The 24,103-nt window shown below is 63.2% G+C and carries 19 protein-coding genes; 17 read left to right on the top strand and 2 right to left on the bottom strand.

Translation table 11 applies throughout. From position 1 onward, the window contains the following. The first annotated feature begins 43 nt into the window (after nucleotides 1-43). The 6 genes from ntrB (at nucleotide 44) to BLR13_RS06680 (ending at nucleotide 7,302) form a co-directional block, all read left to right on the top strand. Nucleotides 44-949, top strand: a complete 906-nt coding sequence (ntrB, locus tag BLR13_RS06705; protein WP_074826180.1) for a nitrate ABC transporter permease — start codon at nucleotides 44-46, stop codon at nucleotides 947-949. A gap of 10 nt (nucleotides 950-959) precedes the next feature. Continuing rightward, nucleotides 960-1,757, top strand: coding sequence for an ABC transporter ATP-binding protein (locus BLR13_RS06700; protein WP_074826185.1), 798 nt, complete (start codon nucleotides 960-962; stop codon nucleotides 1,755-1,757). A gap of 88 nt (nucleotides 1,758-1,845) precedes the next feature. Next, nucleotides 1,846-2,271, top strand: coding sequence for a globin family protein (locus tag BLR13_RS06695; RefSeq protein ID WP_074826191.1), 426 nt, complete (start codon nucleotides 1,846-1,848; stop codon nucleotides 2,269-2,271). Nucleotides 2,272-2,289: 18 nt separating this feature from the next. Then, nucleotides 2,290-3,507 (top strand): NAD(P)/FAD-dependent oxidoreductase, encoded by a 1,218-nt coding sequence (locus tag BLR13_RS06690; RefSeq protein ID WP_074826194.1) that lies wholly within the window; start codon nucleotides 2,290-2,292, stop codon nucleotides 3,505-3,507. Nucleotides 3,508-3,520: 13 nt separating this feature from the next. Further along, nucleotides 3,521-6,226 carry a nitrate reductase gene (locus BLR13_RS06685; protein ID WP_074826198.1) on the top strand — a complete coding sequence of 902 codons (2,706 nt, stop codon included), beginning with the start codon at nucleotides 3,521-3,523 and terminating at the stop codon, nucleotides 6,224-6,226. A gap of 173 nt (nucleotides 6,227-6,399) precedes the next feature. Next, complete coding sequence (locus BLR13_RS06680) at nucleotides 6,400-7,302, top strand: SMP-30/gluconolactonase/LRE family protein (RefSeq protein ID WP_171944989.1); 903 nt, start codon at nucleotides 6,400-6,402, stop codon at nucleotides 7,300-7,302. A 175-nt stretch (nucleotides 7,303-7,477) separates the two neighbouring features. Here the strand turns inward: BLR13_RS06680 and BLR13_RS06675 are convergent, their stop codons facing one another. Beyond that, nucleotides 7,478-8,407 (bottom strand): response regulator, encoded by a 930-nt coding sequence (locus BLR13_RS06675; RefSeq protein ID WP_074826205.1) that lies wholly within the window; start codon nucleotides 8,405-8,407, stop codon nucleotides 7,478-7,480. Then, nucleotides 8,397-11,762: a hybrid sensor histidine kinase/response regulator gene (locus BLR13_RS06670; RefSeq protein ID WP_074826208.1), complete on the bottom strand. Its 3,366-nt coding sequence runs from the start codon at nucleotides 11,760-11,762 to the stop codon at nucleotides 8,397-8,399. The genes BLR13_RS06675 and BLR13_RS06670 overlap by 11 nt, the downstream gene beginning before the upstream one ends. A 173-nt stretch (nucleotides 11,763-11,935) precedes the next feature. Between BLR13_RS06670 and urtA the strand changes: the two genes are divergently transcribed. The 11 genes from urtA to BLR13_RS06615 all read left to right on the top strand — a co-directional run bounded on the left by urtA (nucleotide 11,936) and on the right by BLR13_RS06615 (nucleotide 24,038). Next, nucleotides 11,936-13,195 carry an urea ABC transporter substrate-binding protein gene (urtA, locus tag BLR13_RS06665; protein WP_074826212.1) on the top strand — a complete coding sequence of 420 codons (1,260 nt, stop codon included), beginning with the start codon at nucleotides 11,936-11,938 and terminating at the stop codon, nucleotides 13,193-13,195. Between the two features lie 135 nt (nucleotides 13,196-13,330). Next, nucleotides 13,331-14,257, top strand: coding sequence for an urea ABC transporter permease subunit UrtB (urtB, locus tag BLR13_RS06660; RefSeq protein ID WP_074826215.1), 927 nt, complete (start codon nucleotides 13,331-13,333; stop codon nucleotides 14,255-14,257). Nucleotides 14,258-14,276: 19 nt separating this feature from the next. Further along, entirely contained in the window at nucleotides 14,277-15,410 is a 1,134-nt protein-coding gene (gene urtC / locus BLR13_RS06655) for an urea ABC transporter permease subunit UrtC (protein ID WP_074826219.1), read from the top strand. Nucleotides 15,411-15,421: 11 nt separating this feature from the next. Next, nucleotides 15,422-16,177 carry an urea ABC transporter ATP-binding protein UrtD gene (gene urtD / locus BLR13_RS06650; RefSeq protein ID WP_074826222.1) on the top strand — a complete coding sequence of 252 codons (756 nt, stop codon included), beginning with the start codon at nucleotides 15,422-15,424 and terminating at the stop codon, nucleotides 16,175-16,177. Nucleotides 16,178-16,196: 19 nt separating this feature from the next. Beyond that, nucleotides 16,197-16,886 (top strand): urea ABC transporter ATP-binding subunit UrtE, encoded by a 690-nt coding sequence (gene urtE, locus BLR13_RS06645; protein ID WP_074826225.1) that lies wholly within the window; start codon nucleotides 16,197-16,199, stop codon nucleotides 16,884-16,886. Nucleotides 16,887-16,990: 104 nt separating this feature from the next. Further along, nucleotides 16,991-18,220: a formamidase gene (gene fmdA / locus BLR13_RS06640; RefSeq protein WP_074826229.1), complete on the top strand. Its 1,230-nt coding sequence runs from the start codon at nucleotides 16,991-16,993 to the stop codon at nucleotides 18,218-18,220. A 147-nt stretch (nucleotides 18,221-18,367) separates the two neighbouring features. Beyond that, a complete protein-coding gene (locus BLR13_RS06635) occupies nucleotides 18,368-18,709 on the top strand; it encodes an FmdB family zinc ribbon protein (protein ID WP_074826232.1) in 342 nt (113 codons plus the stop codon). A 68-nt stretch (nucleotides 18,710-18,777) separates the two neighbouring features. After that, nucleotides 18,778-19,818 carry an aliphatic amidase gene (locus BLR13_RS06630; RefSeq protein ID WP_074826235.1) on the top strand — a complete coding sequence of 347 codons (1,041 nt, stop codon included), beginning with the start codon at nucleotides 18,778-18,780 and terminating at the stop codon, nucleotides 19,816-19,818. 402 nt (nucleotides 19,819-20,220) lie between these two features. Further along, on the top strand, nucleotides 20,221-21,243 hold the full coding sequence (locus BLR13_RS06625; RefSeq protein WP_074826239.1) for an MBL fold metallo-hydrolase: 1,023 nt from the start codon (nucleotides 20,221-20,223) through the stop codon (nucleotides 21,241-21,243). Nucleotides 21,244-21,254: 11 nt separating this feature from the next. Then, on the top strand, nucleotides 21,255-22,637 hold the full coding sequence (locus BLR13_RS06620) for an MFS transporter (protein WP_074826242.1): 1,383 nt from the start codon (nucleotides 21,255-21,257) through the stop codon (nucleotides 22,635-22,637). Nucleotides 22,638-22,790: 153 nt separating this feature from the next. Further along, entirely contained in the window at nucleotides 22,791-24,038 is a 1,248-nt protein-coding gene (locus BLR13_RS06615) for a serine hydrolase domain-containing protein (protein WP_157793689.1), read from the top strand. The last annotated feature ends 65 nt before the right edge of the window (nucleotides 24,039-24,103 follow it).

The following is a 24,103-nucleotide window of genomic DNA, read 5'->3' as shown; positions in this document are numbered from 1 at the left end:
TCGCGCGTGCGGCCCGTTCTTTGAACACGGAGATACACTTTCAATGACGATGACTGCCATGAAAGCCGAAGCTCCTGCTGCGGCCATTCCGACCCCGGCGGCAACAGCGGCGCCGGTTGTGACGATGACGCCGAAGCGGGCGCCACGCGCCGAAAAATACGCCAAGATGGCCAAGGAGATCGCGGCGCACGTCGTGCCGCCGCTGATCGTCATCGCGCTCCTGATGCTGTTCTGGGAACTGGTGTGCCGGCGCACGGGCTCGACCCTGCCGCCGCCGTCGAAAGTCTTCAAGGATACCAAGGAGCTGATCTTCGATCCGTTCTTCGATCGTGGCGGCATCGACAAGGGTCTGTTCTGGCATCTGTCGGCGAGCCTTCAGCGGGTCGCGCTCGGTTATTCGATTGCAGCCGTCGTCGGCGTCGCGCTCGGCACACTGGTCGGACAATCGGTCTGGGCGATGCGCGGGCTCGATCCGCTGTTCCAGGTGTTGCGCACCATTCCGCCGCTGGCCTGGTTACCGCTGGCGCTGGCGGCCTTCCGTGACGGCCAGCCCTCGGCGATCTTCGTGATCTTCATCACCTCGGTATGGCCGATCATCATCAACACCGCCGTCGGCATCCGCAACATCCCGCAGGATTACCGCAACGTCGCCGCGGTGGTGCAGCTCAATCCGCTCGAGTTCTTCACCAAGGTGATGATCCCGGCGGCTGCGCCCTACATCTTCACCGGCCTGCGCATCGGCATCGGTCTGTCATGGCTCGCCATCATCGCAGCCGAGATGCTGATCGGCGGCGTCGGCATCGGCTTTTTCATCTGGGATGCGTGGAATTCCTCGCACATCAGCGAAATCATCCTGGCGCTGTTCTATGTCGGCATCATCGGCTTCGTGCTCGACCGCCTGATCGCGGGCCTGGGCAAAATCGTCACCCGCGGCACCGCGATAAGCTGAAGGAAATGTCATGCAGGCCTATTTGAAGCTCGACCACATCGACAAGGTCTTCACCCGCGGCAATGCGTCGACCGAGGTGCTGAAGGACATCAGCCTGACGATCGACAAGGGCGAATACGTCTCGATCATCGGACATTCCGGCTGCGGCAAGTCGACGATGCTCAACATCGTCGCCGGCCTCACCGGCACCACCAACGGCTGCGTGCTGCTGGAGAATCGCGAGGTCAACGCGCCGGGGCCGGATCGCGCGGTGGTGTTCCAGAACCACAGCCTGCTGCCCTGGCTGACGGTCTACGAAAACGTCAAGCTCGGCGTCGACAAGGTGTTCGCCTCCAGCAAGACCAGGGCCGAGCGCGACGCCTGGGTGATGCACAATCTCAACCTGGTGCAGATGGCCCATGCCAAGGACAAGCGGCCGTCGGAAATTTCCGGCGGCATGAAGCAGCGCGTCGGCATCGCGCGTGCGCTGGCGATGGAGCCGAAGGTGCTGCTGCTCGACGAGCCCTTTGGCGCGCTCGACGCGTTGACCCGCGCGCATCTGCAGGATTCGGTGATGGCGCTGCACCAGAAGCTCGGCAACACCATCCTGATGATCACGCATGACGTCGACGAGGCCGTGTTGCTGTCGGACCGCATCGTGATGATGACCAACGGGCCGAGCGCGCGGATCGGCGAGGTGCTGGAAGTGCCGCTGGCCCGTCCGCGCAAGCGGCTCGAGCTCGCGACCAATCCCGGTTACCTCAAGTGCCGCCAGCGCGTGCTCGAATTTCTCTACGAACGGCATCGCTTCGTCGAGGCGGCGGCGTAGGCCGCTTCTTCCCGGGCGTTGCAGCTTGAACCCATTTTGCGGACTTCACGACCAACCGGTTCACCTTTGAGAGTTAAGGAGAATTGAGATGAATCCGTCACAGATCAAACTGGTTCAGGACAGCTTCGCCAAGGTCGCGCCGATCTCGGAGCAGGCCGCGCTGCTGTTCTACGGCCGCCTGTTCGAGGTGGCGCCGTCGGTGCGCGCGATGTTTCCGGACGACATGTCCGAGCAGCGCAAGAAGTTGATGGCGACGCTCGCCCTCGTCGTGGGCGGCCTGAGCAATCTCGAAGCCGTGCTGCCGGCCGCGAGCGCACTCGCCAAACGTCACGTCAACTATGGTGCCAAGCCCGAGCATTATCCGGTCGTCGGCGGCGCGCTGCTGTGGACGCTGGAAAAGGGATTGGGCGACGCCTGGACCCCCGAAGTCGCCGACGCCTGGACTGCGGCCTACGGCACGCTGTCCGGTTACATGATCGAGGAAGCCTACGGCCGCGCTCAAGCGGCCGAGTAGGAATACGAGGATACGCCGGTGAGCGAACCGCTTGTGATTGTCGGCAATGGCATGGCCGCCGCCCGTCTGGTCGATGAACTGGCGAAGGTGGCGCTCGGCCGCTACGCCATTGCCGTGATCGGCGACGAGCCGCGGCTGGCCTATAACCGCGTCTTGCTGTCCTCGGTGCTTGCCGGCGAAACCACGACGCAGGATATCGAATTGCGGCCGGCGTCGTGGTGGAGCGAGCGCGGCGTGACGTTGAAATACGGTTGCCGTGCGACCGAGATCGATGTCGGCCGCCGCGAGCTCAAGATCGCCGGCGACGAGAGCGTCCCGTTCTCCAAACTAGTATTGACCACGGGCTCTTCCGCGCTGCGGCTGAACGTGCCCGGCGCCGATCTCGCCGGCGTGCATACCTTTCGCGACAGCCGGGACGTCGATCTGCTGCTGACGCTGGCGGCGCAAAAGAAGCGCGTGGTGGTGGTCGGCGGCGGACTGCTCGGTCTCGAAGCGGCCTATGGGCTCGCCAAGGCCGGCGCGCCGGTGACGCTGATTCACCTGATGGACCGCCTGATGGAACGTCAGCTCGACGCGTCTGCGGCAGCGCTGTTGAAATCGCTGGTGGAATGCAAGGGCATCGAGATCCTGCTCAACGCCAACACGGCGCGGATCCATGGCGAGACCCGGGTCGAGGGCGTCGAACTGGTGGATGGCCGTCGGATCGATGCCGACGCGATTATCTTTGCCGCCGGCATCCGGCCCAACATGGCGCTGGCCAAGGAGGCCGGCATCGCCGTCAACCGCGGCATCGTCGTCGACGATCATCTGCAAACCGGTGCGGCGGATATCTTTGCGATCGGCGAATGCGCCGAACATCGCGGCATCTGCTACGGGCTGGTCGAGCCGGCCTACGAGCAGGGGCGGGTGCTGGCGCAGCATCTCGCCGGCCGCGAAGCCGCCTATAACGGCAGCATCGTCGCGACCAATCTGAAGGTCTCCGGCGTCAGCGTATTCTCGGCGGGCGACTTCATGGGCGGCGAGGGCAGCGAAGCCCTCGTGCTGTCAGACATCAATCACGGCAACTACAAGAAGCTTGTCATCACGGACGGACGATTGACCGGCGCGGTCCTGATCGGCGATGTCGGTGACGCGCTGTGGTATCTCGAACTGATCCGCACCCGGCAGCCGACGCAGAGAATTCGCTCCGATATGATGTTCGGCCGCTCGCTGGCCCTTCGTTCAGAGGCGGCATGACCGGATCAGCCACATGAGCGTCGTCGATCCCGATCTCCGCGCCGTCAGCACCACCTGCGCCTATTGCGGCGTCGGCTGCGGCATCCTGGCGACGCCCGACGGCCGGGGCGGGGCGGCGATATCGGGCGATCCCGAGCATCCCGCCAATTTCGGCCGGCTGTGCTCGAAGGGCTCGGCGCTCGGCGAGACGCTCGGCCTGACCAACCGTCTGCTGTATCCGATGATCCGTTGCGACAAGGGCAACATGGAGCGCGTGGCCTGGAGCGACGCGCTCGACCATGTCGCGCATCGTTTTCAGCACATCATTGCGCGCGATGGCCCGGGGGCTGTCGCGTTCTATCTCTCCGGCCAGTTGCTGACCGAGGACTATTACGTCGCCAACAAGCTGATGAAGGGCTTTCTCGGTAGCGCCAATGTCGATACCAATTCGCGGCTCTGCATGGCCTCGTCGGTTGCCGGCCACCGCCGTGCGTTCGGCGCCGACACTGTGCCCGGCTGCTACGAGGATCTCGACGAGGCCGATCTGCTCGTGCTGGTCGGCTCCAATGCGGCGTGGTGCCACCCGGTGCTGTACCAGCGCATGCTCGCCAACAAGCAGGGCCGCGGCGCCCGCATTGTGGTGATCGATCCGCGCCGGACCGATACCGTCGGCGATGACGATCTGTTTCTGGGGCTGAAGCCGGGGACGGACACTGCTCTGTTCAGCGGCTTGCTGGTTTACCTTGCCGATCACGGCAAGCTCGATGACAATTACATTGCGGCTTACACGACCGGTTTCGACGATGCGCTGGCCCGCGCGCGCAGCATGGCCGGCAGTGTCGGCGCCACTGCGCTGGCGACCGGCTTGTCCGAGGCCGATGTCGCCGCATTCTTCCAGATCTACGCCAACACGCCGCGCGTGGTGACGCTGTATTCGCAAGGCGTCAACCAGTCGGCGCAAGGCACCGACAAGGTCAACGCCATCGTCAATTGCCATCTTGCGACGGGACGGATCGGCAAGGTCGGCGCGTCGCCGTTCTCGCTGACCGGTCAGCCCAATGCGATGGGCGGCCGCGAGGTTGGCGGGCTCGCCAACCAGTTGGCGGCCCATATGGCGTTCACGCCGCCCGACATCGATCGCGTGCGCCGGTTCTGGAAGGCGCCGCGCATCGCCACCCATGAAGGGTTGAAGGCCGTCCAGATGTTTGACGCCATTGCGCGCGGCGAGATCAAGGCGCTGTGGGTCATAGGCACCAACCCGGCGGTATCGTTGCCCAATGCCGACGTCGTCCGCGAGGCGCTGAAGAAGCTCGAACTGTTCGTCGTTTCGGAGAATGTGACCTCCAACGACACCGTCGATGCCGGGCCGCATGTGCTGCTGCCGGCGCAGGCCTGGGGCGAAAAATCCGGCACCGTGACCAACTCCGAGCGGCGGATCTCGCGGCAGCGTGCGTTCATGGATGCGCCGGGCGAGGCCAAACCCGACTGGTGGATCCTCGGCGAAGTTGCCAAGCGCCTCGGCTTCGGTGCGGCGTTCAATTTCAATTCGGCTGCGGATATTTTTCGCGAGCATGCCGCGCTCTCCGCCTTCGAGAACGAGGGCGAGCGCGATTTCGATATCGGCGGGCTCAAAGCGCTGTCGGATGAGGCGTTCGATGCGATGGCGCCGGTGCAATGGCCGACCCGGCTCAATGCGCAGCCGCAGGCGCGCTTCTTTGCCGAGGGCGGCTTCTTCGCCAACGACCGCAAGGCCCGCTTCATCGCGCCGGAAGTACCAGTTCTGCGGACCGAGACGACGGCGGCGAGGCCGCTGCGGCTGAACACCGGCCGGATCCGCGACCAGTGGCACACCATGACCCGATCCGGCGAAAGCCCGCGGCTCGGCCAGCATTTGCCGGAACCGTTCGTCGAGGTTCATCCCGATGATGCCTTGCGACACGGTGTCGACGATGGCGGCTTCGCGCGGGTGACGACCGACTACGGACAATGCACGCTTCGCGTCGTCGTCAGCGAGCGGCAGCAGCGCGGCATGCTGTTCGCGCCGATCCACTGGAGCGAGGCCAACGCGACCGGCGCGCGCGTCGGTTCGCTGGTCGCTCCCTATACCGATGCGTTCTCCGGCCAGCCCGAGAACAAGGCGACACCGGCGTCGATCACGCCTTACGAATATGTCTTCCGCGGCTTTGCTTTGTCGCGCAAGCCGCTGGCGCTGCCCGCGCATGCGTGGGCGGCGCGCGTCGCCGTCAATGGTGGATATGGCTATCTGTTCGCCGACAACGCCGACCTGAAGGGCTGGCAATCCTGGCTGAAATCGTTCACGGCCGAGGATCTCGCCGAATACAAGGACTTTGGCGGCGGCGTCTATCGCGCGGCGTCGTTTGCCGGCGACCGCATCGAGACCTGCCTGTTCATCGGGCCGGCGAGCGATGCCGGCGACTGGAACGTCGTCAAGGGCCTGTTCGCCGCGGATGCACTCTCCAACGACCAGCGCCGTATGCTGCTGTCGGGCAAATCGGCCGACGGCCTCGCCGACGCCGGCCCGATCGTCTGCGCCTGCTTCGGCGTCGGACGTAACACCATCTGCGAAAGTATCGCAGGCGGCGCGCGCACCGCTGCCGACATCGGCGCCCGGCTGAAGGCCGGCACCAATTGCGGCTCCTGTATTCCGGAGCTGAAAAGGCTGATCGCACAAACGGGCACGGCCGCCGTACCGCAACAATTGGCGGTCGCGGCGAACTAAGATCTCTCAGCCGTCATTGCGAGGAGCGTAGCGACGAAGCAATCCATTCTTTCTTTATGCCGCGATGGATTGCTTCGCTTCGCTCGCAATGACGGGGAGGGTGCAGGGGGTAATCGACGCCCCCAAAAACGTCATCTATGGTGCGCCCGTTCCATCACGGGTGAACCAAGAAAATGATGTATCTGGAAACGCCGCCGAAACTGATCCCGACCGAAGTCTTCTCCGCGATGCCTGCCGAATTCCGGCGTCCGGTGCGCACCGAATGGGCCGACGCCAACCGACCGGGCGCTATTACTGACTGTTTCATCGAGGGCCCGTCGTTCGATGCCGACGGCAATCTCTACATCGTCGACATTCCCTTCGGACGTATTTTCAAAATCACGCCCGACCGGAAATGGTCGCTGGTGGTCGAATATGACGGCTGGCCCAACGGGCTGAAGATTGCCCGCGACGGCCGCATCCTGGTGGCCGACTACCGCAACGGCATCATGGAGCTCGATGCGCGCGCCGGTCGGATGCAGAATGTGCTGAGGTCGCGCAACTCGGAATCCTTTAGGGGTTGCAACGACCTTCACATTGCCTCCAACGGCGACATCTACTTCACCGATCAGGGCCAGACCGGCCTGCACGATCCGACCGGCCGGGTCTACCGGCTCAAGACCGACGGCCGGCTCGATTGCCTGCTCGATACCGGCATCAGCCCCAACGGTCTGGTGCTCGATCCGCACGAGGCGGTGCTGTTCGTCGCGATGACCCGCGACAACGCGGTGTGGCGGATGCCGTTCATGAAGGACGGCAGCGTCTCCAAGGTCGGCCGCTTCTGCTCGACCTTCGGCCCGAGCGGCCCCGACGGCATGACCATGGACAAAGCCGGCCGGCTGTTCGTGGCGCACGCCTCGCTCGGCCATGTCTTCGTGTTCGCGCCCAATGGCGAGCTGATCGCGCGCATCAAATCCTGCGCCGGCCAGAGCTGCACCAATGTCGCGATCGGCGGCAAGGATTTGGACCGGCTCTACATCACGGAGTCGGTGACGGGAACGGTGCTGGTGGCTGACATCAGCGGGCTGGATGGTTGAAACGGCGGGCGGTCTAACCACTCGTCATGCCCGGGCTTGACCCGGGCATCCACGTCTTACTTTCCTTTTGCGAGCAAAGACGTGGATGGCCGGGTACGCAGACAAGTTTACGTAGTCTGCGCAAGGCAGACTACTATGCCCGGCCATGACGGAGAGAGACGGTGGTGCCAGCCTCTCACAACTTCCTGTTTTTCGCATTGACCGCGATCGCTGCCGCCGCGGTGCGGTTTTCGACGCCGAGCTTGGAGTAGATCTGCTCGAGATGCTTGTCGACGGTGCGCGGGCTCAGGCCCAGAATCTGCGCGATGTCGCGGTTGGTCTTGCCCTTGGAGAGCCACTGCAGCACTTCGCCCTCGCGCGTGGTCAGGCCGAGTTCGCTGGAGAATTCCGCGGGCGTGTCGGCGCCGGAATCCTTGGCGAGCCGCAGCAAAAATTCGTTCGGGCCGAGCTTGCCCATATATTGCAGCCGGAGCTGCTCGCTACCGGGAAACGCCGCCATCAAGGCGGCCTTCGAGCCGGCCTTGTTCTTTTGGGCCTGATCGAGCCATTGCGGCATCGGGTCGGGCAGCACGAAGTCGTCGTCGGCATCGGCCGCGAGCGTATCCGCCAGCAGCTTCTGCGCCTGCGGCGTCGCCCACATGATCTTGCCGGCATCGTTGACCGCGAGCAGGTAGCGGCCGGAGACGTCGAGGGCTGCGCGGGCGCTCTGGGTCAGCCGCGCGTTGGCAAGGTGGACGCGAATCCGCGCCAGCATTTCCTCGATCGCGATCGGCTTGGTGACATAGTCGACGCCGCCGGCCTCGAGGCCACGCACGATGTGTTCGGTTTCGGCCAAGCCCGTCATGAAGATGATCGGCACGTTGTCGAGGCCGGCGTCGCGCTTCAGCCGCCGGCAGGTCTCAAAGCCGTCCATGCCGGGCATGACCGCGTCCATCAGCACGATGTCGGGCGTGATCTGGTCGACGATCCGCATCGCGGAGGCGCCGTCGAGTGCGACCATCACCGTCATGCCGGCGCCGTCGAGCGCGTCGGTCAGCAACCGCAGGGTCTCCGGCGAATCGTCGACGACGAGGGCGACGTCGCGCTTTTTGGGATCAGTGATCATAGCTGTGCAGGGTTTTCAATGTGGCCATGTACTGGTCGAGGTCGAAGCGATCGACCAGTGAGCGCATTTGCGAGACGAAATCGGCGTGCTCGGGGTAATCGCTGCCGATCTCGTCCAGTTTGACCTGGATGGCGCGGATATAGCCGAGTTGTCCGAGGCCGATCAGTTCCTCGACATGCTTCACCGGCGGCCGTGAGCCGGTTTCCGGTTTCCAGTGCGGGAGGGGGATTTGATCGGCCTCGTATTGCCATTGCAGCTTGAGCAACTGGCGAATGGATTCCAGCAGCCGGGGAATATCGATCGGCTTCATCATATAGCCGTCATGGAACGGCTGCGCCAGCGGCGCGCCGTGCGCTTCCAGCGCGCTCGCCGACACCATCAGGATCCGCGCCTGGTGATGGCCGTTGGTACGCAGCGTTTCCGCTACCGTCCAGCCGTCCATGCCGGCCATCGATATGTCGAGCAGGAACAGATCCGGCCGGCAGTGCTGCGCCAGTGCGAGGCAGGCGGCGCCGTCGGGGGCGCTGAGCAGGATGAAGCCGAGCGGCGTCAGCACTTCGCGCAACAGGTCGCGCTGGGTCGGATCGTCGTCGGTGATCATGATGGTCTTGCGCGGGCCGAGATAGCCGTAGATCGGGGCTTCGACCGGCGCGATCCGGGTCGGGTTGGTGACCTCTGACAGCAGCATCTTGACCTTGAAGGTGCTGCCGGCGCCCACCGTGCTCGAGACCTTGATGTCGCCGCCCATGACGCCGGCGAGCAGCCGGCTGATGGTGAGGCCCAGGCCCGTTCCGGTCTGTGGCTGCGAGATGCCGAGCGCGCCGCGCTCGAAGGGCGCGAAGATGCGCTCGAGATCGCCGGCCTGGATGCCGGGACCGGTATCGATGATTTCGAATTCCGCGACCGGGCTGCGGTAATGCACGACGAACTGCACGCTGCCGGTTTGCGTGAACTTCAGCGCATTCGACAGCAGATTGATCAGAACCTGCCGCAGCCGCTTCTCGTCGGCATAGACCACGACCGGCAGCACCGAAGGCCGCTTGAAGACGAAGTCGATGCCCTTGGTGGCGGCCTGAACGCGGAACATGCCGACCAGCTGGTCGAGGAATTCGCTGAGGCGAACCTCGTCGCGCGACAAATACAGCCGGCCGGCCTCGATCTTGGAAATGTCCAAGATGCCGTCGATCAGCCCCGACAGATGGTCGGCGCTGCGGCGGACCACGCGCACCTGGTCGCGCGGTTTCGTGCTCAGGCTGGCATCCTGTTCCAGCAGTTGCGCATAGCCGGAGATGGCGTTCAGCGGCGAGCGCAGTTCGTGGCTGAGGCCGACGACGTAGCGGCTCTTGGCAAGATTCGCTGATTCCGCGACTTCCTTGGCGCGCTGCAGCTCGGCGTCGGTGCGCTTGTGGGCGTCGATTTCGTTGATCAGCAGCGCGGTCTGCCGTCGCGTCTCTTCTTCGGCGGCGCGGCGGCTCTGTTGCGCCAGCACGAACAGCCACGCCACGACGCCGATGATGATGGTGAGCGCGAAGAACACCTTCCAGAGCACGTCGGACAGCAAGGCATCGCTGAGATTGGTCGCCGTCTGCAAATAGATCAGCCCGAGCGTCAACCCGACCAGTCCCGCCGACACCACGAACACGCCGAGATAATGCCCGAGCTGGGAGTTGACGCGGGCGTAGATCGGCTTTGGCACCAGTTTGCCCACCACGCCGGAGACCTGTGCGCCGATCCGCGCGTGCGGCTTGCACAGATCATGGCAGCGCGCGTCGAGCGAACAGCACAGCGAACAGATCGGGCCGGCATAGGCCGGGCAGGAGGCCATGTCCTCGGGTTCGAATGAATGCTCGCAGATACAGCACTGGATCGATTCGAGATTCTGCCAGCTGCGCTTGGGTTTGCGCGCGATGTAGTATTTTCCGTCGGTGGCCCATGCGATCAGCGGCGCAGTAACGAAGGCGACGGCGAGTGCCACGAAGGCGGACAGCGCCTTCGCTGTCGGCCCGAACAGGCCGTAGAATGCACTGATCGAGACGATGGTCGCGATCAGCATCGCGCCGACGCCGACCGGGTTGATGTCGTAGAGATGGGCGCGCTTGAACTCGATATGCTGCGGGCGCAGGCGGAGCGGCTTGTTGACGACGAGGTCGGCGACCAGCGCGCCGACCCAGGCGATGGCGACGTTGGAATAGAGCGCCAGCGTCTGCTCCAGCGCCTTGTAGACGCCGATTTCCATCAGCAGCAGCGCCACCACGACGTTGAACACCAGCCACACCACACGGCCGGGATGGCTGTGGGTCAGTCGCGAAAAGAAGTTCGACCACGCGATCGAACCGGCATAGGCGTTGGTGACGTTGATCTTGAGCTGCGAGAGGATGACGAAGGTGCCGGTCAACGCCAGCGCGAGATCAGGCTGCGACAGCACATAGCGAAACGCTTCGAGATACATGTGCGCGGGTTCGGCAGCATGCTCTTCGGAGACGCCGTGACTCAGCGCGAAGAAGGCGAGGAACGATCCCGCCAGCAATTTGAGCGCGCCGAGCACGATCCAGCCGGGGCCGGCGCTGAGCAGCGCGATCCACCACGAGGTTCGCGAGGTGTGGCGGTCGCGCGGCAGAAACCGCAGGAAGTCGACCTGCTCGCCGATCTGCGCCACCAGCGAAAACACCACCGAGGCCGCGGTGCCGAACAGCAGGAGATCGAGATGGCCGCCGGCATCGCCATGCTCGCCGGCGAACTTGCGCCATTCGGTGAACGAGTGCGGGTTGGCGTAGGCGATCGCCACGAACGGCATGATGTGCAGGATGATCCAGAGCGGCTGCGTCCAGAGCTGGAAGCGGCTGATCAGCGTGATGCCGTAGGTCACCAGCGGAATGATGACGACGGCCGAGATCAGGTAACCGACCGGGCGCGGGATGCCGAAGCACATCTCCAGCGCAGTCGCGAGGATGACCGCCTCGATCGCGAAGAAGATGAAGGTAAACGACGCGTAGATCAGCGAGGTGATGGTTGAGCCGATGTAGCCGAAGCCGGCGCCGCGGGTCAGCAGGTCGATATCGATGCCGCATTTTGCGGCATGGTAGGCAATCGGCAGTCCGCAGCAGAAGATGATGACACTGACGACCAGGATGGCAGCGGTGGCGTTGGTGGCGCCATAGTTAAGCGTGATGGTGCCGCCGATCGCTTCCAGCGCCAGAAAGGAAATCGCGCCCAACGCGGTGTTGGCGACGCGGGCGGCCGACCATCGCCGCGCGCTCTTGGCGGTGAAGCGCAGCGCGTAGTCTTCCAGCGTCTGGTTGGCAACCCATTGATTATATTGGCGCCTGACGCGGTCTATCCGCTGCCGCCCTGCCACTTCTGTACTCCTCACTGCCAACCATCGACCCCTCGATCGCCAGCAAACCCCGTACCAAAACCTACGTCGCTATTTTGCGGTGCAATATACGCGATCTCACGTATCTGTGCACTGCACAAATTCGGCAATCCTTACCCCGCCAATAACGCGTCCTCGAACAAACAGGGGTTGATATGTCAGACGAGAATAAACAGGGGCTGCAGTCGGCATTTCGCCGAAAGCTGCTGATGGGAATGGCGGCGATCCCCGCCCTGACCGTGCTGCCGCGGTCATCTTTCGCCCAGGCGCCGGCAACCTCCGCGGTCAACACGACAGGGTTAGCGGTTACCGATACTGAAGTCACCGTCGGCATCCTGCATTCGGCCACCGGCACGATGGCGATCTCGGAAACCGGCTCGATCGAGGCCGAAAAGCTCGCGATCGACCAGATCAACGCCTTGGGCGGCGTGCTCGGGCGGAAGATCAAGTTCATCCAGGAAGACGGCGCCAGCGACTGGCCGACGTTCGCCGAAAAGGCCAAGAAGCTGCTCGTCAACGACAAGGTCGCGGCGATCATGGGCTGCTGGACCTCGGCCTCCCGCAAGGCGGTGCTGCCGGTCATGGAGCAGTACAACGGCATGCTCTACTACCCGACCTTCTACGAAGGTCTCGAGCAGTCCAAGAACGTCATCTACACCGGTCAGGAAGCCACCCAGCAGATTCTCGCGGGCCTGAACTGGATCGCCAAGGAGAAGGGCGCAAAATCGTTCTTCTTCGTCGGCTCCGACTACATCTGGCCGCGCACCTCGAACAAGATCGCGCGCAAGCACGTCGAGAACGTGCTGAAGGGCAAGGTCGTCGGCGAGGAATACTACCCGCTCGGCAACACCCAGTTCAACTCGGTGATCAACAAGATCAAGCTGACCAAGCCCGACGTGATCTTCACCGACGTCGTCGGCGGTTCGAACGTCGCCTTCTACAAGCAGCTCAAGGCGGCCGGCATCGACCTGTCGAAGCAGGCGCTGCTCACGATCTCGGTGACCGAAGACGAAATCGACGGCATCGGCGGCGAGAACATCGCGGGCGCCTATGCCTGCATGAAGTACTTCCAGTCGCTCGACAACCCGAACAACAAGACCTTCGTGCCCGCCTTCAAGAAGATGTGGGGCGAAAAGACCGTGATCGGAGACGTCACCCAGGCTGCCTATCTCGGCCCGTGGCTGTGGAAATTGACGGTCGAGAAGGCCGGCAGCTTCGACATCGACAAGATCGCGGCGGCGTCACCCGGCGTCGAATTCAAGGGCGCGCCCGAAGGCTACGTGCGCATCCATGAAAACCATCATCTGTGGTCGAAGACCCGCGTCGGCCGCGCCAAGCTCGATGGCCAGTTCGAACTGATCTACGAGACCGCCGATCTGGTCGAGCCCGATCCGTTCCCCAAGGGATACCAGTAAGCATCAAGCGCGCGGCGTTTTCGCAGCTCTCCCTGCTCAACCGCTCCCTGGCGTGGATCGTCAATCCACGCTTACGACCCCGCGTCGCGAGTTTTTCTCGCGATGCGGGGACCTTATCCCCCGACGGAGAACATCATGTTCGGCGATTATTCGATTGGCGATCTCGGCTCCATCTTCGTCATGCAGGGGTTTGCGGGCCTGATCCTGTTTTCCGTTTACGTGCTGATGGCGCTCGGTCTTGCGATCATCTTCGGCCAGATGGGCGTCATCAACATGGCGCATGGCGAGTTCATGATCCTCGGCGCCTACGTCACCTGGATGACGTCGAACTTCTTCCAGACCTTTCTGCCGAGCCTGTTCAGCGGCTACTTCTTTCTCGCAATGATATTGGCCTTCATAGCCTCCGGTTCACTGGGGATGCTGGTGGAGTGGGTGCTGATACGCCATCTCTACAAGCGGCCGCTCGATACGCTGCTCGCCACCTGGGGCCTCAGCCTGATGCTGCAGCAGGCCTATCGCTCGATCTTCGGCGCCCGTGAAGTCGGCGTCGAACTGCCGCAGTGGATGCTGGGCTCGCTGCACGTCACCGAAAGCATCGAAGTGCCGATCAACGGCGTCTTCGTGATGGGACTGACGCTGCTGATCACGATCGCGGTCGCCTATATCATGTACAAGTCGCGCTGGGGCCGCCAGGTCCGCGCCGTGGTGCAGAACCGCATCATGGCGGGCGCGGTCGGCATCAATACCGCGAAGGTCGACCGCTACACCTTCGCACTCGGCTGCGGCATCGCTGGCGTCGCCGGCAGCGCCTTCACCATGATCGGCTCGACCGGGCCGACGTCAGGCCAGCTCTACATCGTCGATACCTTCCTGGTGGTGGTGTTCGGCGGCGCCGCCAGCCTGCTCGGCACCATCGCTTCCGCCTTCTCGATCTCGCAGACGCAATCGACGCTCGAATTCTTCATGTCGGGATCGATGGCGAAGGTGCTGACGCTGCTCGCGGTGGTCGGAATCCTGATGCTGCGGCCGCAGGGGCTGTTCGCTCTCAAGGTTCGCAAATAACAACAAGAGGGCTGAAGCCATGAACGACAACCGCTACTTCAATCGTTCGGAGCTGATCGGCATCCTGGTGCTCGCCGTCTTCCTGGTGGTGATCCTGCCGCTCTGCCTCGACGTGTTCCGGCTCAACCTGGTTGCCAAATATCTCACCTATGCCTTCGTGGCGCTCGGACTGGTGGTCTGCTGGGGCTATGGCGGCATTCTCTCGCTGGGGCAGGGCGTGTTCTTCGGCCTCGGCGGCTACTGCATGGCGATGTTTCTCAAGCTGGAAGCATCGAGCGTCGAGAACACCAAGATCCAGTCGACCCCCGGCATTCCCGATTTCATGGACTGGAACCAGATCACCTCGCTGCCGTACTTCTGGCAGCCGTTCCACAGCCTCACCTTCACCGTTCTCGCCGTGATCCTGGTGCCCGGCATATTCGCCCTGATCATCGGTGCGGCGATGTTCAAGCGCCGCGTCGGCGGCACCTACTTCGCCATCATTACGCAAGCGGTAGCGGCGATCCTGACCATCCTGATCGTCGGCCAGCAAGGTTACACCGGCGGCATCAATGGCATGACCGACCTGCGCACCCTGAAGGGATGGGACATCCGTCCTGACCACGCCAAGGTCGTGCTCTACTTCTTCGAGGTCGGCTGTCTGTTCGCTTGCATCTTCATCGCCTACTTCATCCGGCGCTCGAAGCTCGGCCGCATCCTGGTCGCGATGCGCGAACAGGAGGACCGGGTCCGCTTCTCCGGCTACAGCGTCGCCAACTTCAAGATCTTCGCCTTTTGCGTCGCCGCGATCTTCGCTGCGATCGGCGGCGCCATGTTCGCGCTGCAGGTCGGGTTCATGTCTCCATCCTTTGTCGGCATCGTACCGTCGATCGAGATGGTGATCTACACCGCGGTCGGCGGCCGGTTCTCGATCCTCGGCGCCGTCTACGGCACCATGCTGGTCAACTTCGCCAAGACCAGCCTTTCGGAATCCTTCCCCGAACTCTGGCTGTTCGGCCTCGGCGGCTTGTTCATCGCCGTGGTGCTTGCCTTCCCGAACGGCTTAGCCGGCATCTGGCAGGATCACGTCCAGCCGCGGATCGACCAGCTGTTCGCATCACGCAGCGCCAAACCGGACGACGACCTGGTCGCTGACGGCGCACCGGCGGAATGAGGAGATAGGTCATGCTCATCGGTCATCAGCCCAAGGATTTTCTGCTCGCAGTGGAGGGGCTCACCGTTTCCTTCGACGGCTTCAAGGCGGTTAACGATCTCTCCTTTTATGTCGAGGAGAACGAGATCCGCGTCATCATCGGCCCGAACGGCGCCGGCAAGACCACGGTGCTCGACCTGATCTGCGGCAAGACCAAGGCGACCTCGGGCTCGATTCACTTTCGTGACAAGGACCTGACGAAGCTGAAGGAGAACCAGATCGTCAAGGCCGGGGTGGGGCGAAAATTCCAGACGCCGTCGATCTACGACGATCTCACGGTGTTCGAGAATCTGGAAATCTCGTTTCCGCGCGGCCGCACCGTGTTCGGCGCGCTGACCTTCACCCGCGACGCAGTCGTGCGCGACCGGGTGCATGAAGTCGCCGAGATGATCTTTCTGAAGGACCGCCTCAACATGAGCGCGGCGCTGCTCAGCCACGGCCAGAAGCAGTGGCTCGAGATCGGCATGCTGCTGATCCAGGACCCGGAACTGCTGATGCTGGACGAACCCGTCGCCGGCATGAGCGTCAGCGAGCGTTCCAAGACCGCCGAGCTGCTCAACCGCATCATCAAGAACCGGTCGGTGCTGGTGATCGAGCACGACATGAAATTTGTCGAGGACATCGCCCACAAGGTCACGGTCCTGCACCAGGGCCAGATCCTGTCGGAAGGCACGATGGAAAAGGTCAAGAACGACCCCAAAGTCATCGAAGTCTATCTCGGCCATTAATCCAATCAGGAGCACGTTCATGCTGGCTATTTCGGATCTTCACGTCGCTTACGGCCAGAGCGAAGTGCTGCACGGCCTCAACGTGTCGGTGGCATCAAACGAGATCATTGCGATCATGGGCCGCAACGGCATGGGCAAGACCACGCTGATGAAGTCGCTGATGGGGATCGTGCCGACCAAGAGCGGCTCGGTGAGCATGGAAGGCGCCGAGCTCAGCGCGCTGCCGAGCTACGAGCGCGTCGCCAAGGGCCTCGCTTACGTGCCGCAGGGCCGCATGATCTTCTCGACCATGACGGTGAAGGAAAACATCGAGACCGGCCTTGTGGTGTCCGGCGGCTCCGAAGTTCCCGAAGACATCTACGAGCTGTTTCCGGTGCTGCTGGAGATGAAGGACCGGCGCGGCGGCAACCTCTCCGGCGGACAACAGCAGCAATTGGCGATCGCGCGCGCGCTCGCCACCAAGCCGAAAGTCTTGCTGCTGGACGAGCCGACCGAAGGCATCCAGCCGTCGATCATCAAGGACATGGCGCGCACGCTGAAGCGGATTCGCGACGAGCGCGGTCTTTCCATCGTGGTGTCGGAACAGGTGCTGAGCTTCGCGCTCGACATCGCGGACCGCGTGCTCGTCATCGAGAACGGCGAGATCGTCCGCGACGATCCGCGCGACAGCGTCGATGCCGCCCAGATTTCGAAATTCCTGTCCGTCTGATTCTTGTCCGTCCGAGCATGATCCGGAAAAGTGTGAAGCGGTTTTCCGAAAAGATCATGCGCAAAAGTGAACTGCAACTAGGCTTGTAAAAAGGGGAGCTGTTGATGCCTGATACGCTGATCAAGGTCGATCTCACGAAGTCGGCCTACGATAACGACAAGATCCACAATCGGTGGCATCCCGACATTCCGATGGTGTCCTGGGTCAGCCCGGGCGACGACTTCATCATCGAGACCTATGACTGGACCGGTGGTTTCATCAAGAACAACGATTCCGCCGATGACGTGCGCGACATCGACCTGTCGATCGTGCACTTCCTGTCCGGCCCGATCGGCGTCAAGGGCGCCGAGCCCGGCGACCTCCTGGTGGTCGATCTGCTCGACGTCGGTCCGCTGAAGGAAAGCCTCTGGGGTTTTAACGGCTTCTTCTCCAAACAGAACGGCGGCGGCTTCCTGACCGACCATTTCCCGCTGGCGCAGAAGTCGATCTGGGACATCAAGGGCCTCTACACGTCGTCGCGCCACATTCCCGGCGTCAACTTTGCCGGCCTGATCCATCCCGGCCTGATCGGCTGTCTGCCCGATCCGAAACTGCTGGCGAAGTGGAACGAGCGCGAGAATGCACTGATCGCGACCGATCCCACCCGCATACCCGGATTGGCCAATCCGCCATTCGCCGCGACCGCGCATGCCGGTCAGGCCAAGGGCGACGTCAAGGCCAAGATCGGCGCCGAGGGTGCCCGCACCGTGCCGCCGCGCGAGCATGGCGGCAACTGCGACATCAAGGATCTCTCCCGCGGCTCGAAGATCTACTTCCCGGTCTATGTTCCCGGCGGCGGTCTCTCGATGGGCGATCTGCACTTCAGCCAGGGTGACGGCGAGATCACCTTCTGCGGCGCGATCGAAATGGCCGGCTGGCTGCACATCAAGGTCGATATCATCAAGGACGGCGTCGCCAAATACGGCATCAAGAATCCCGTGTTCAAGCCGTCGCCGATCACGCCGAACTACAAGGACTATCTGATCTTCGAAGGCATCTCGGTCGACGAGGCCGGCAAGCAGCATTACCTCGACGTTCACATCGCCTATCGCCAGGCCTGTCTGAACGCGATCGAATACCTGAAGAAGTTCGGCTATTCCGGCGCTCAGGCCTATTCGATCCTCGGTACCGCGCCCTGCCAGGGCCACATCTCCGGGGTGGTCGACGTGCCCAACGCCTGCGCGACTTTGTGGCTGCCGACGGAAATCTTCGACTTCGACATCATGCCGTCGTCGGCGGGACCGATCAAACACATCGACGGTTCGATCCAGATGCCGCTCTCGCCGGACAAGTAATCCCTGCGCGACGGGATGCGGGACGGTGCGTAATTGCCGCCCCGCATCCGCCGTCGCTCTTATCAACATAGCGTTTTCGAGCGAAGTGGATACCGGTTCGCGTGAAGAAAACGCGTCAAGCATGAGAGTCTTGCGCAAGGAAACCAAATGCCTGTCTATGAATATCTTTGCAACGATTGCGGCCCGTTTACGGATATGCGGCCGATGGCGGAATGCGACGACCCGCAGGATTGCCCGCGTTGCGAAACCGAATCGCCGCGCGTGATCCTGACCGCGCCGGCGTTCTTCTGCATGCCCTCCGACAAGCGCAAGGCCGCCGCCACCAACGAGCGCAGCTCCCACGCGCCGAAGACGCTTGCCGAATACAAGGCTTCGCACGGTCCGGGTTGCGGCTGCTGCTCGAGCAAGAAACCGTCGCGGCTGGTGAAGCAGACCCGCAGCGGCGCCAAGAGTTTTCCGACCGCGCGGCCCTGGATGATCAGCCACTGACGCGCGACCCCGAATGATTCCCGTCCGACCGACGGCAAGACTCAAATCAAAACAGAAGGCATATCCCCATGCTTCACGGTGACATTTCCTCGAGCAACGATACCGTCGGCGTCGCCGTCGTCAATTACAAGATGCCGCGCTTACACACCAAGGCCGAGGTGCTCGACAACGCCCGCAAGATCGCCGACATGCTGGTGGGGATGAAGCTGGGTCTGCCGGGCATGGATCTGGTGATCTTCCCGGAATATTCCACCCAAGGGATCATGTACGACTCCAAGGAGATGTACGAGACCGCCTGCGCCGTACCGGGCGAGGAGACCGCAATTTTCGCGGAAGCCTGCCGCAAGGCAAAAGTCTGGGGCGTGTTCTCGCTGACCGGGGAACGCCACGAGGAGCATCCGAACAAGGCGCCGTACAACACCCTGATCCTGATGAACGACAAGGGCGAGATCGTCCAGAAGTACCGCAAGATCATGCCGTGGGTACCGATTGAAGGCTGGTATCCCGGCAACTGCACCTATGTTTCCGACGGCCCGAAGGGGATGAAGGTCAGCCTGATCATCTGCGACGACGGCAACTTTCCGGAAATCTGGCGCGACTGCGCCATGAAGGGCGCCGAACTGATCGTGCGCTGCCAGGGCTACATGTATCCGGCCAAGGAACAGCAGATCCTGATTTCCAAGGCGATGGCCTGGGCCAACAACGTCTATGTCGCGGTCGCCAATGCCGCCGGCTTCGACGGCGTCTATTCCTACTTCGGTCACTCCGCGATCATCGGCTTCGACGGTCGAACCTTGGGCGAGACCGGCGAGGAGGAATACGGCATCCAGTATGCGCAGCTCTCCAAAACCCTGATCCGCGATGCGCGCCGCACCGGCCAGTCGCAGAACCATCTCTACAAGCTGGTGCATCGCGGCTACACCGGCATGATCAATTCCGGCGAGAGCCCGCGCGGCGTCGCGGCCTGTCCCTACGATTTCTACAAGAAGTGGATCAACGATCCCGAGGGCACCCGCGAAATGGTCGAGGCCATGACCCGCCCGACCGCCGGCACCGAGGAGTGCCCGATCGACGGCATCCCGAACGAGAAGACCGGGACGAATTACTGACGTGGCATCGTAGGGTGGGCAAAGCGCAGCGTGCCCACCATTCGTGATCGACGCGGACAGATGGTGGGCACGGCGCGAGAGGCGCCTTTGCCCACCTTTCCGCTTGCGCCTACGGCGTAGGGCTCTGGATCGGCCACCGGTAGCGAAGCCATATGACGGCTGCGGCAGCGGTCAGCATCGGCGCGATGCCCATCGCCATTACCATTGTTACGCCAAACCGGTTGATCACGGCACGAACATCGCGCCGATCCGTCAAATCCCTGTCGACGTTGATGCGCGGATGAAATCGCGTAAGCTAAAGAAATAATCGCGCTGTCCCGCTCTCCAGGGACGTCCCGCATTGCACCATTCATTCGGGCGCAGGCTGGAAACAAGCGATAATGGGTGAGGCCGGGGTAACACATGTCCGACGATCTGCAATTCACTGTCCCGCGCCCGCCGGCCTATGGCGAACTGACGGACCTGCTGCCCGGACTGTTCTGGGTGCGGCTGCCGATGCCGACGCTGCCCAACCACGTCAATTGCTGGCTGCTCGACAACGGGCCGGGATGGACCCTGGTCGACTGCGGCTTTGACGCCGACGACGTTTTCGAGATCTGGGACAAGCTGTGGCGCGGCCTGCTGCGCAGCCGTCCGCTGCAGAACCTCACCTTCACCCATGCCCATCTCGATCACTTCGGCTTCGCGAGCTATCTGGTAAAGGAATCGAAATGCACGGTGCGCATGCCGCTGGCGGAATGGCTCAGCGGCTGGAAGCTGTGGCACGAGCGCGAGGACGGACAGGACGAACAGCTCAAGTCTTTCATGACGCGCAATGGCGCCTCGGATGAGGAGGCCACCGGCATCATCGGCTCGCTGCGCAAGTCGAAATATCCCGGCCTGCGGCCGCCGCGCGAATTCATCCGCATCCGGGACGGCGATGTGATCGCGATGGGTCAGCGCGAGTGGCGGGTGATCACGACGGGCGGGCACTCGGTGGAACATGCGTCGTTTTATTGCGAGAAGGACAAGATCCTGATCGCAGGCGATCAGATCCTGTCGCACATGATACCGTCGGTGATCGTGCCATCGGCGCAGCCGGATGCCAATCCGATGCAGGAGTATCTGGAGTCGCTGACGCGGTTCGAAGCGCTGCCGCCGGATACGCTGGTGCTGCCCTCGCACGGCTTGCCGTTTCGCGGGCTGCATACCCGGCTCACCCAGATGCGGGAACATCATATGAACAGGCTCGACGACGTCGCATCCGTCGTCACGGGCAAGACGACGGCGTTTGCGGTCGCGCAAGAGGTGTTCTCGCGCGTGCTGTACGCCAATCCGCGCCAGGCTTTTGGCGAGTCGTTGGCGCATCTGAATATGCTGGCCTCGACCGGCCGGCTGACCCGCGAGGTCGATGGCACCGGCGCGATCAGCTTCGCGCCCGCATGAGTTAATTCAGCGTGCCTTCAACCGAACCCGTTCCCACTGGCGCACCCGCCGGCCTGCTGCATTCGAAAGGATGGCAGGTCGCGATGATCGGGCTCGGCACGGCGACGGCGCAGCTCGATACGTCGGTCAATATTGCCTTTCCTGCCATCACCCGGGGATTCGACCTCGCGATATCGGATATCCAGTGGGTCGTGATTTGCTATGTCCTGACTTACGCCAGCCTGCTGCTGGCGCTCGGGCGCATCGGCGACACCATCGGTCACGCGGTGGTCTTCCGGACCGGCCTGATCTGGAGCGCGGTGGCGCTGCTTCTTGTCGGCTATGCGCCGAGCTACGGCGCGATGCTGTTGTTTCGCTGCCTGCAAGGCGTCGGCGCGGCGCTGGTGCTGAGCTGCGGCGTGGCGCTGGTGACGTCGCTCTATGGCGAAAAGCGGCGCAGCCGGGCGCTCGGCATCTATACCATGATGATGGCGCTTGGCCTGATGCTCGGTCCGCTGCTCGGCGGCGCCCTGACGGCTGTCTGGGGCTGGCCGGCGGTATTCTGGTTCCGCATCCCCATCGCGATTGCGGCACTGCTGCTGTTGCGCGGCATGCCTTCGCCGCCACCACGCCAGACGGGCGACGGCTTCGATGTTTGGAGCGGCATCGCACTGATCGTGGGCCTGGTGACGATGTTGCTGGCGCTCAATCGAATGCGCGAGTTCGCCGCGATCCCGCTCGGGCTTTTCTCCGTCCTGTCCTTTGCCGGCTTTGGCTTCCGGCAGTCGCGGGCCGAATATCCGATCATCGCCACCAACGTCCTTAAATCACCGGGCTTTGCGCTGCTGAACCTTGTCAGCGTGACGGCCAATCTTGCAGCGTTTTCGGTCTGGCTGCTGGTGCCCTATTATCTGACGCGCATCCCCGGACACACGCTGGCGGAGAGCGGCGCGATCCTGGCCGCGGGTGCGGCAGGCGCCGTGCTGGCCGCGCCGTTCGGCGGTCGCCTGATCGAGCGGATGATCTCCGCCGAGCGGCTGGCGATCGCAGGCGCCGCCGTGATTGGCGCCGGTCTTCTGCTGCTGAGTGCGTGGACGGAGCAGACCTCGACGGCGCTGCAGGTCGCCGGGCTGATCGTGCAGGGCATCGGTCTCGGCCTGTTTCAATTGGCCTATGCGGATATGGTGACCGCAGCGCTTCCCATCGGGGATCGCGGCGTGGCCGGCAGCCTCACGCTGCTGACGCGAATGCTGGGAACCGTCACCGCGGCCTCGGTTGTCCTGATGATCTTCGAAATTCTGCAAATCCGGCACGGCTTCTTTGCAGCCTTCCGTCAGACCTTTCAGCTTGCGGCGTTGCTGCCGTTTGTCAGCGCGGGATTATTGGCATTGCTGCCGCGCAAAATCGCTCATTGAGACTCAACGGATGGCCGGTGCTAAGGTGGCCGCGCGACAGGAATGCGGCGCCGCGTCCTTGTCGCTGTTATCGAGCCGGCGTCGAACAAAACAAGATGGCCTCGGGAGGGCTGCGCGGGTGATACCCGGGGCAAGCGCAACAGGGAGGCTTCCATGACTGGAAAGTTAGCTGGAATGGTCTTCACGATAGGCGTTGGGGTTGCAGCGTTGGCCGGCGCCGCGGACGCACAACAGTCACCAGGGGCTGCGGCCCTCGACACCAGCCTTCGCGGCGCGGTCGAGCGGAGGGACGTGCCGGGCGTGGTCGCGCTGGTCACCGATCGCGATCGCGTGCTCTATCAGGGCGCATTCGGCGTGGCCGATGTCGCGACCGGGCGCCCGCTCACATCAGACGCGCTGTTTCGCATTGCCTCGATGACCAAGCCGGTGACGTCGGTGGCACTGATGCAACTGGTGGAGCAGGGCCGCCTCACGCTCGATGACCCCGCGGAAAAGTACCTGCCGGAGCTCGCGGGACTGAAAGTCATTGAATCCTTTGACGCGACGACCGGGGCCTACCAGCTCCGTCCGCCGGCAAGAAAGCCGACCGTCAAACACTTCCTGACCCACACGTCCGGATTGGCCTATCCGTTCACCAGCGCGATCTGGCGCGATTTCAAGCCGCGCGCCGGCGAAACCTATCCGTTCGGCGGGCCGCTATTGTTCGATCCGGGCGAGCGCTGGCACTACAGCACCTCGACCGACGTTGTCGGCAAACTGGTCGAGGTGGTTTCCGGCCAAAAGCTCGAGGATTATTTCCGCGAGCACATCTTCATCCCCCTCAAGATGAATGACACCTCCTACAACGTGCCGGAGGCCAAGGGGCCGCGCCTCGTCGCGCAACAGCAGCGCGCCGGCGAGCGCATGGACGGCGCCGTTGAACTGCAGAAGCCGCAGCTCGGGCTCACCATCGCCGCACCGGTCGGCGGTGGCGGTCTTGCCTCGACCGCCGATGACTACGGGCGCTTCGTGCGCATGCTGCTCAACGGCGGCGCGCTGGAGGGGGCGCGGGTGCTGAAAGCCGAGACGGTGGCGCTGATGGGCCAGAACCATATCGGCGCGGTTTCGGTCCCCGCGCTCAAGTCCGCGCTGCCGCGCAGCGCCGACTTCACTTTCATTGCTGACGGACGCGACAAATGGGGGCTCGGCTTCCTCATCACGACCGATCAGCTACCCGGCAAGCGTTCCCCCGGCAGCCTGAGCTGGGGCGGCATCAACAACACGTTCTTCTGGGTCGACCCCATCAGAGGCGTCGCCGGCGTGATCATGATGCAGTACCTGCCGTTCGCCGACGCCAAGGCCCTGGCCGTCTACGACACGTTCGAGCGCGGCGCCTATCAGATCGTGAACGCCGAGCGGTAGCGGAGTTGCGGTATCCGGCCGATGTCACGCCGGCAGACGCACATGCGCAGCTAGACCGGCTCCAT

This window comes from Bradyrhizobium ottawaense, from assembly GCF_900099825.1.
Taxonomy (GTDB): Bacteria; Pseudomonadota; Alphaproteobacteria; order Rhizobiales; family Xanthobacteraceae; genus Bradyrhizobium; species Bradyrhizobium ottawaense_A.
Note: the sequence above shows the minus strand (reverse complement) of the source record. Positions and strands in the feature narration are given on the sequence as shown.

What these genes read in the sequence shown, in the direction of transcription:
- ntrB (WP_074826180.1), top strand. Translation starts at nt 44, where the DNA reads ATGACGATGACTGCCATGAAAGCCGAAGCTCCTGCTGCGGCCATTCCG.
- urtC (WP_074826219.1), top strand. Translation starts at nt 14,277, where the DNA reads ATGAACGACAACCGCTACTTCAATCGTTCGGAGCTGATCGGCATCCTG.
- fmdA (WP_074826229.1), top strand. Translation starts at nt 16,991, where the DNA reads ATGCCTGATACGCTGATCAAGGTCGATCTCACGAAGTCGGCCTACGAT.
- BLR13_RS06615 (WP_157793689.1), top strand. Translation starts at nt 22,791, where the DNA reads ATGACTGGAAAGTTAGCTGGAATGGTCTTCACGATAGGCGTTGGGGTT.
- urtB (WP_074826215.1), top strand. Translation starts at nt 13,331, where the DNA reads ATGTTCGGCGATTATTCGATTGGCGATCTCGGCTCCATCTTCGTCATG.
- BLR13_RS06695 (WP_074826191.1), top strand. Translation starts at nt 1,846, where the DNA reads ATGAATCCGTCACAGATCAAACTGGTTCAGGACAGCTTCGCCAAGGTC.
- BLR13_RS06635 (WP_074826232.1), top strand. Translation starts at nt 18,368, where the DNA reads ATGCCTGTCTATGAATATCTTTGCAACGATTGCGGCCCGTTTACGGAT.
- BLR13_RS06680 (WP_171944989.1), top strand. Translation starts at nt 6,400, where the DNA reads ATGATGTATCTGGAAACGCCGCCGAAACTGATCCCGACCGAAGTCTTC.
- BLR13_RS06625 (WP_074826239.1), top strand. Translation starts at nt 20,221, where the DNA reads ATGTCCGACGATCTGCAATTCACTGTCCCGCGCCCGCCGGCCTATGGC.
- BLR13_RS06675 (WP_074826205.1), bottom strand. Translation starts at nt 8,407, where the DNA reads ATGATCACTGATCCCAAAAAGCGCGACGTCGCCCTCGTCGTCGACGAT.
- BLR13_RS06685 (WP_074826198.1), top strand. Translation starts at nt 3,521, where the DNA reads ATGAGCGTCGTCGATCCCGATCTCCGCGCCGTCAGCACCACCTGCGCC.
- BLR13_RS06630 (WP_074826235.1), top strand. Translation starts at nt 18,778, where the DNA reads ATGCTTCACGGTGACATTTCCTCGAGCAACGATACCGTCGGCGTCGCC.
- urtA (WP_074826212.1), top strand. Translation starts at nt 11,936, where the DNA reads ATGTCAGACGAGAATAAACAGGGGCTGCAGTCGGCATTTCGCCGAAAG.
- BLR13_RS06700 (WP_074826185.1), top strand. Translation starts at nt 960, where the DNA reads ATGCAGGCCTATTTGAAGCTCGACCACATCGACAAGGTCTTCACCCGC.
- urtD (WP_074826222.1), top strand. Translation starts at nt 15,422, where the DNA reads ATGCTCATCGGTCATCAGCCCAAGGATTTTCTGCTCGCAGTGGAGGGG.
- urtE (WP_074826225.1), top strand. Translation starts at nt 16,197, where the DNA reads ATGCTGGCTATTTCGGATCTTCACGTCGCTTACGGCCAGAGCGAAGTG.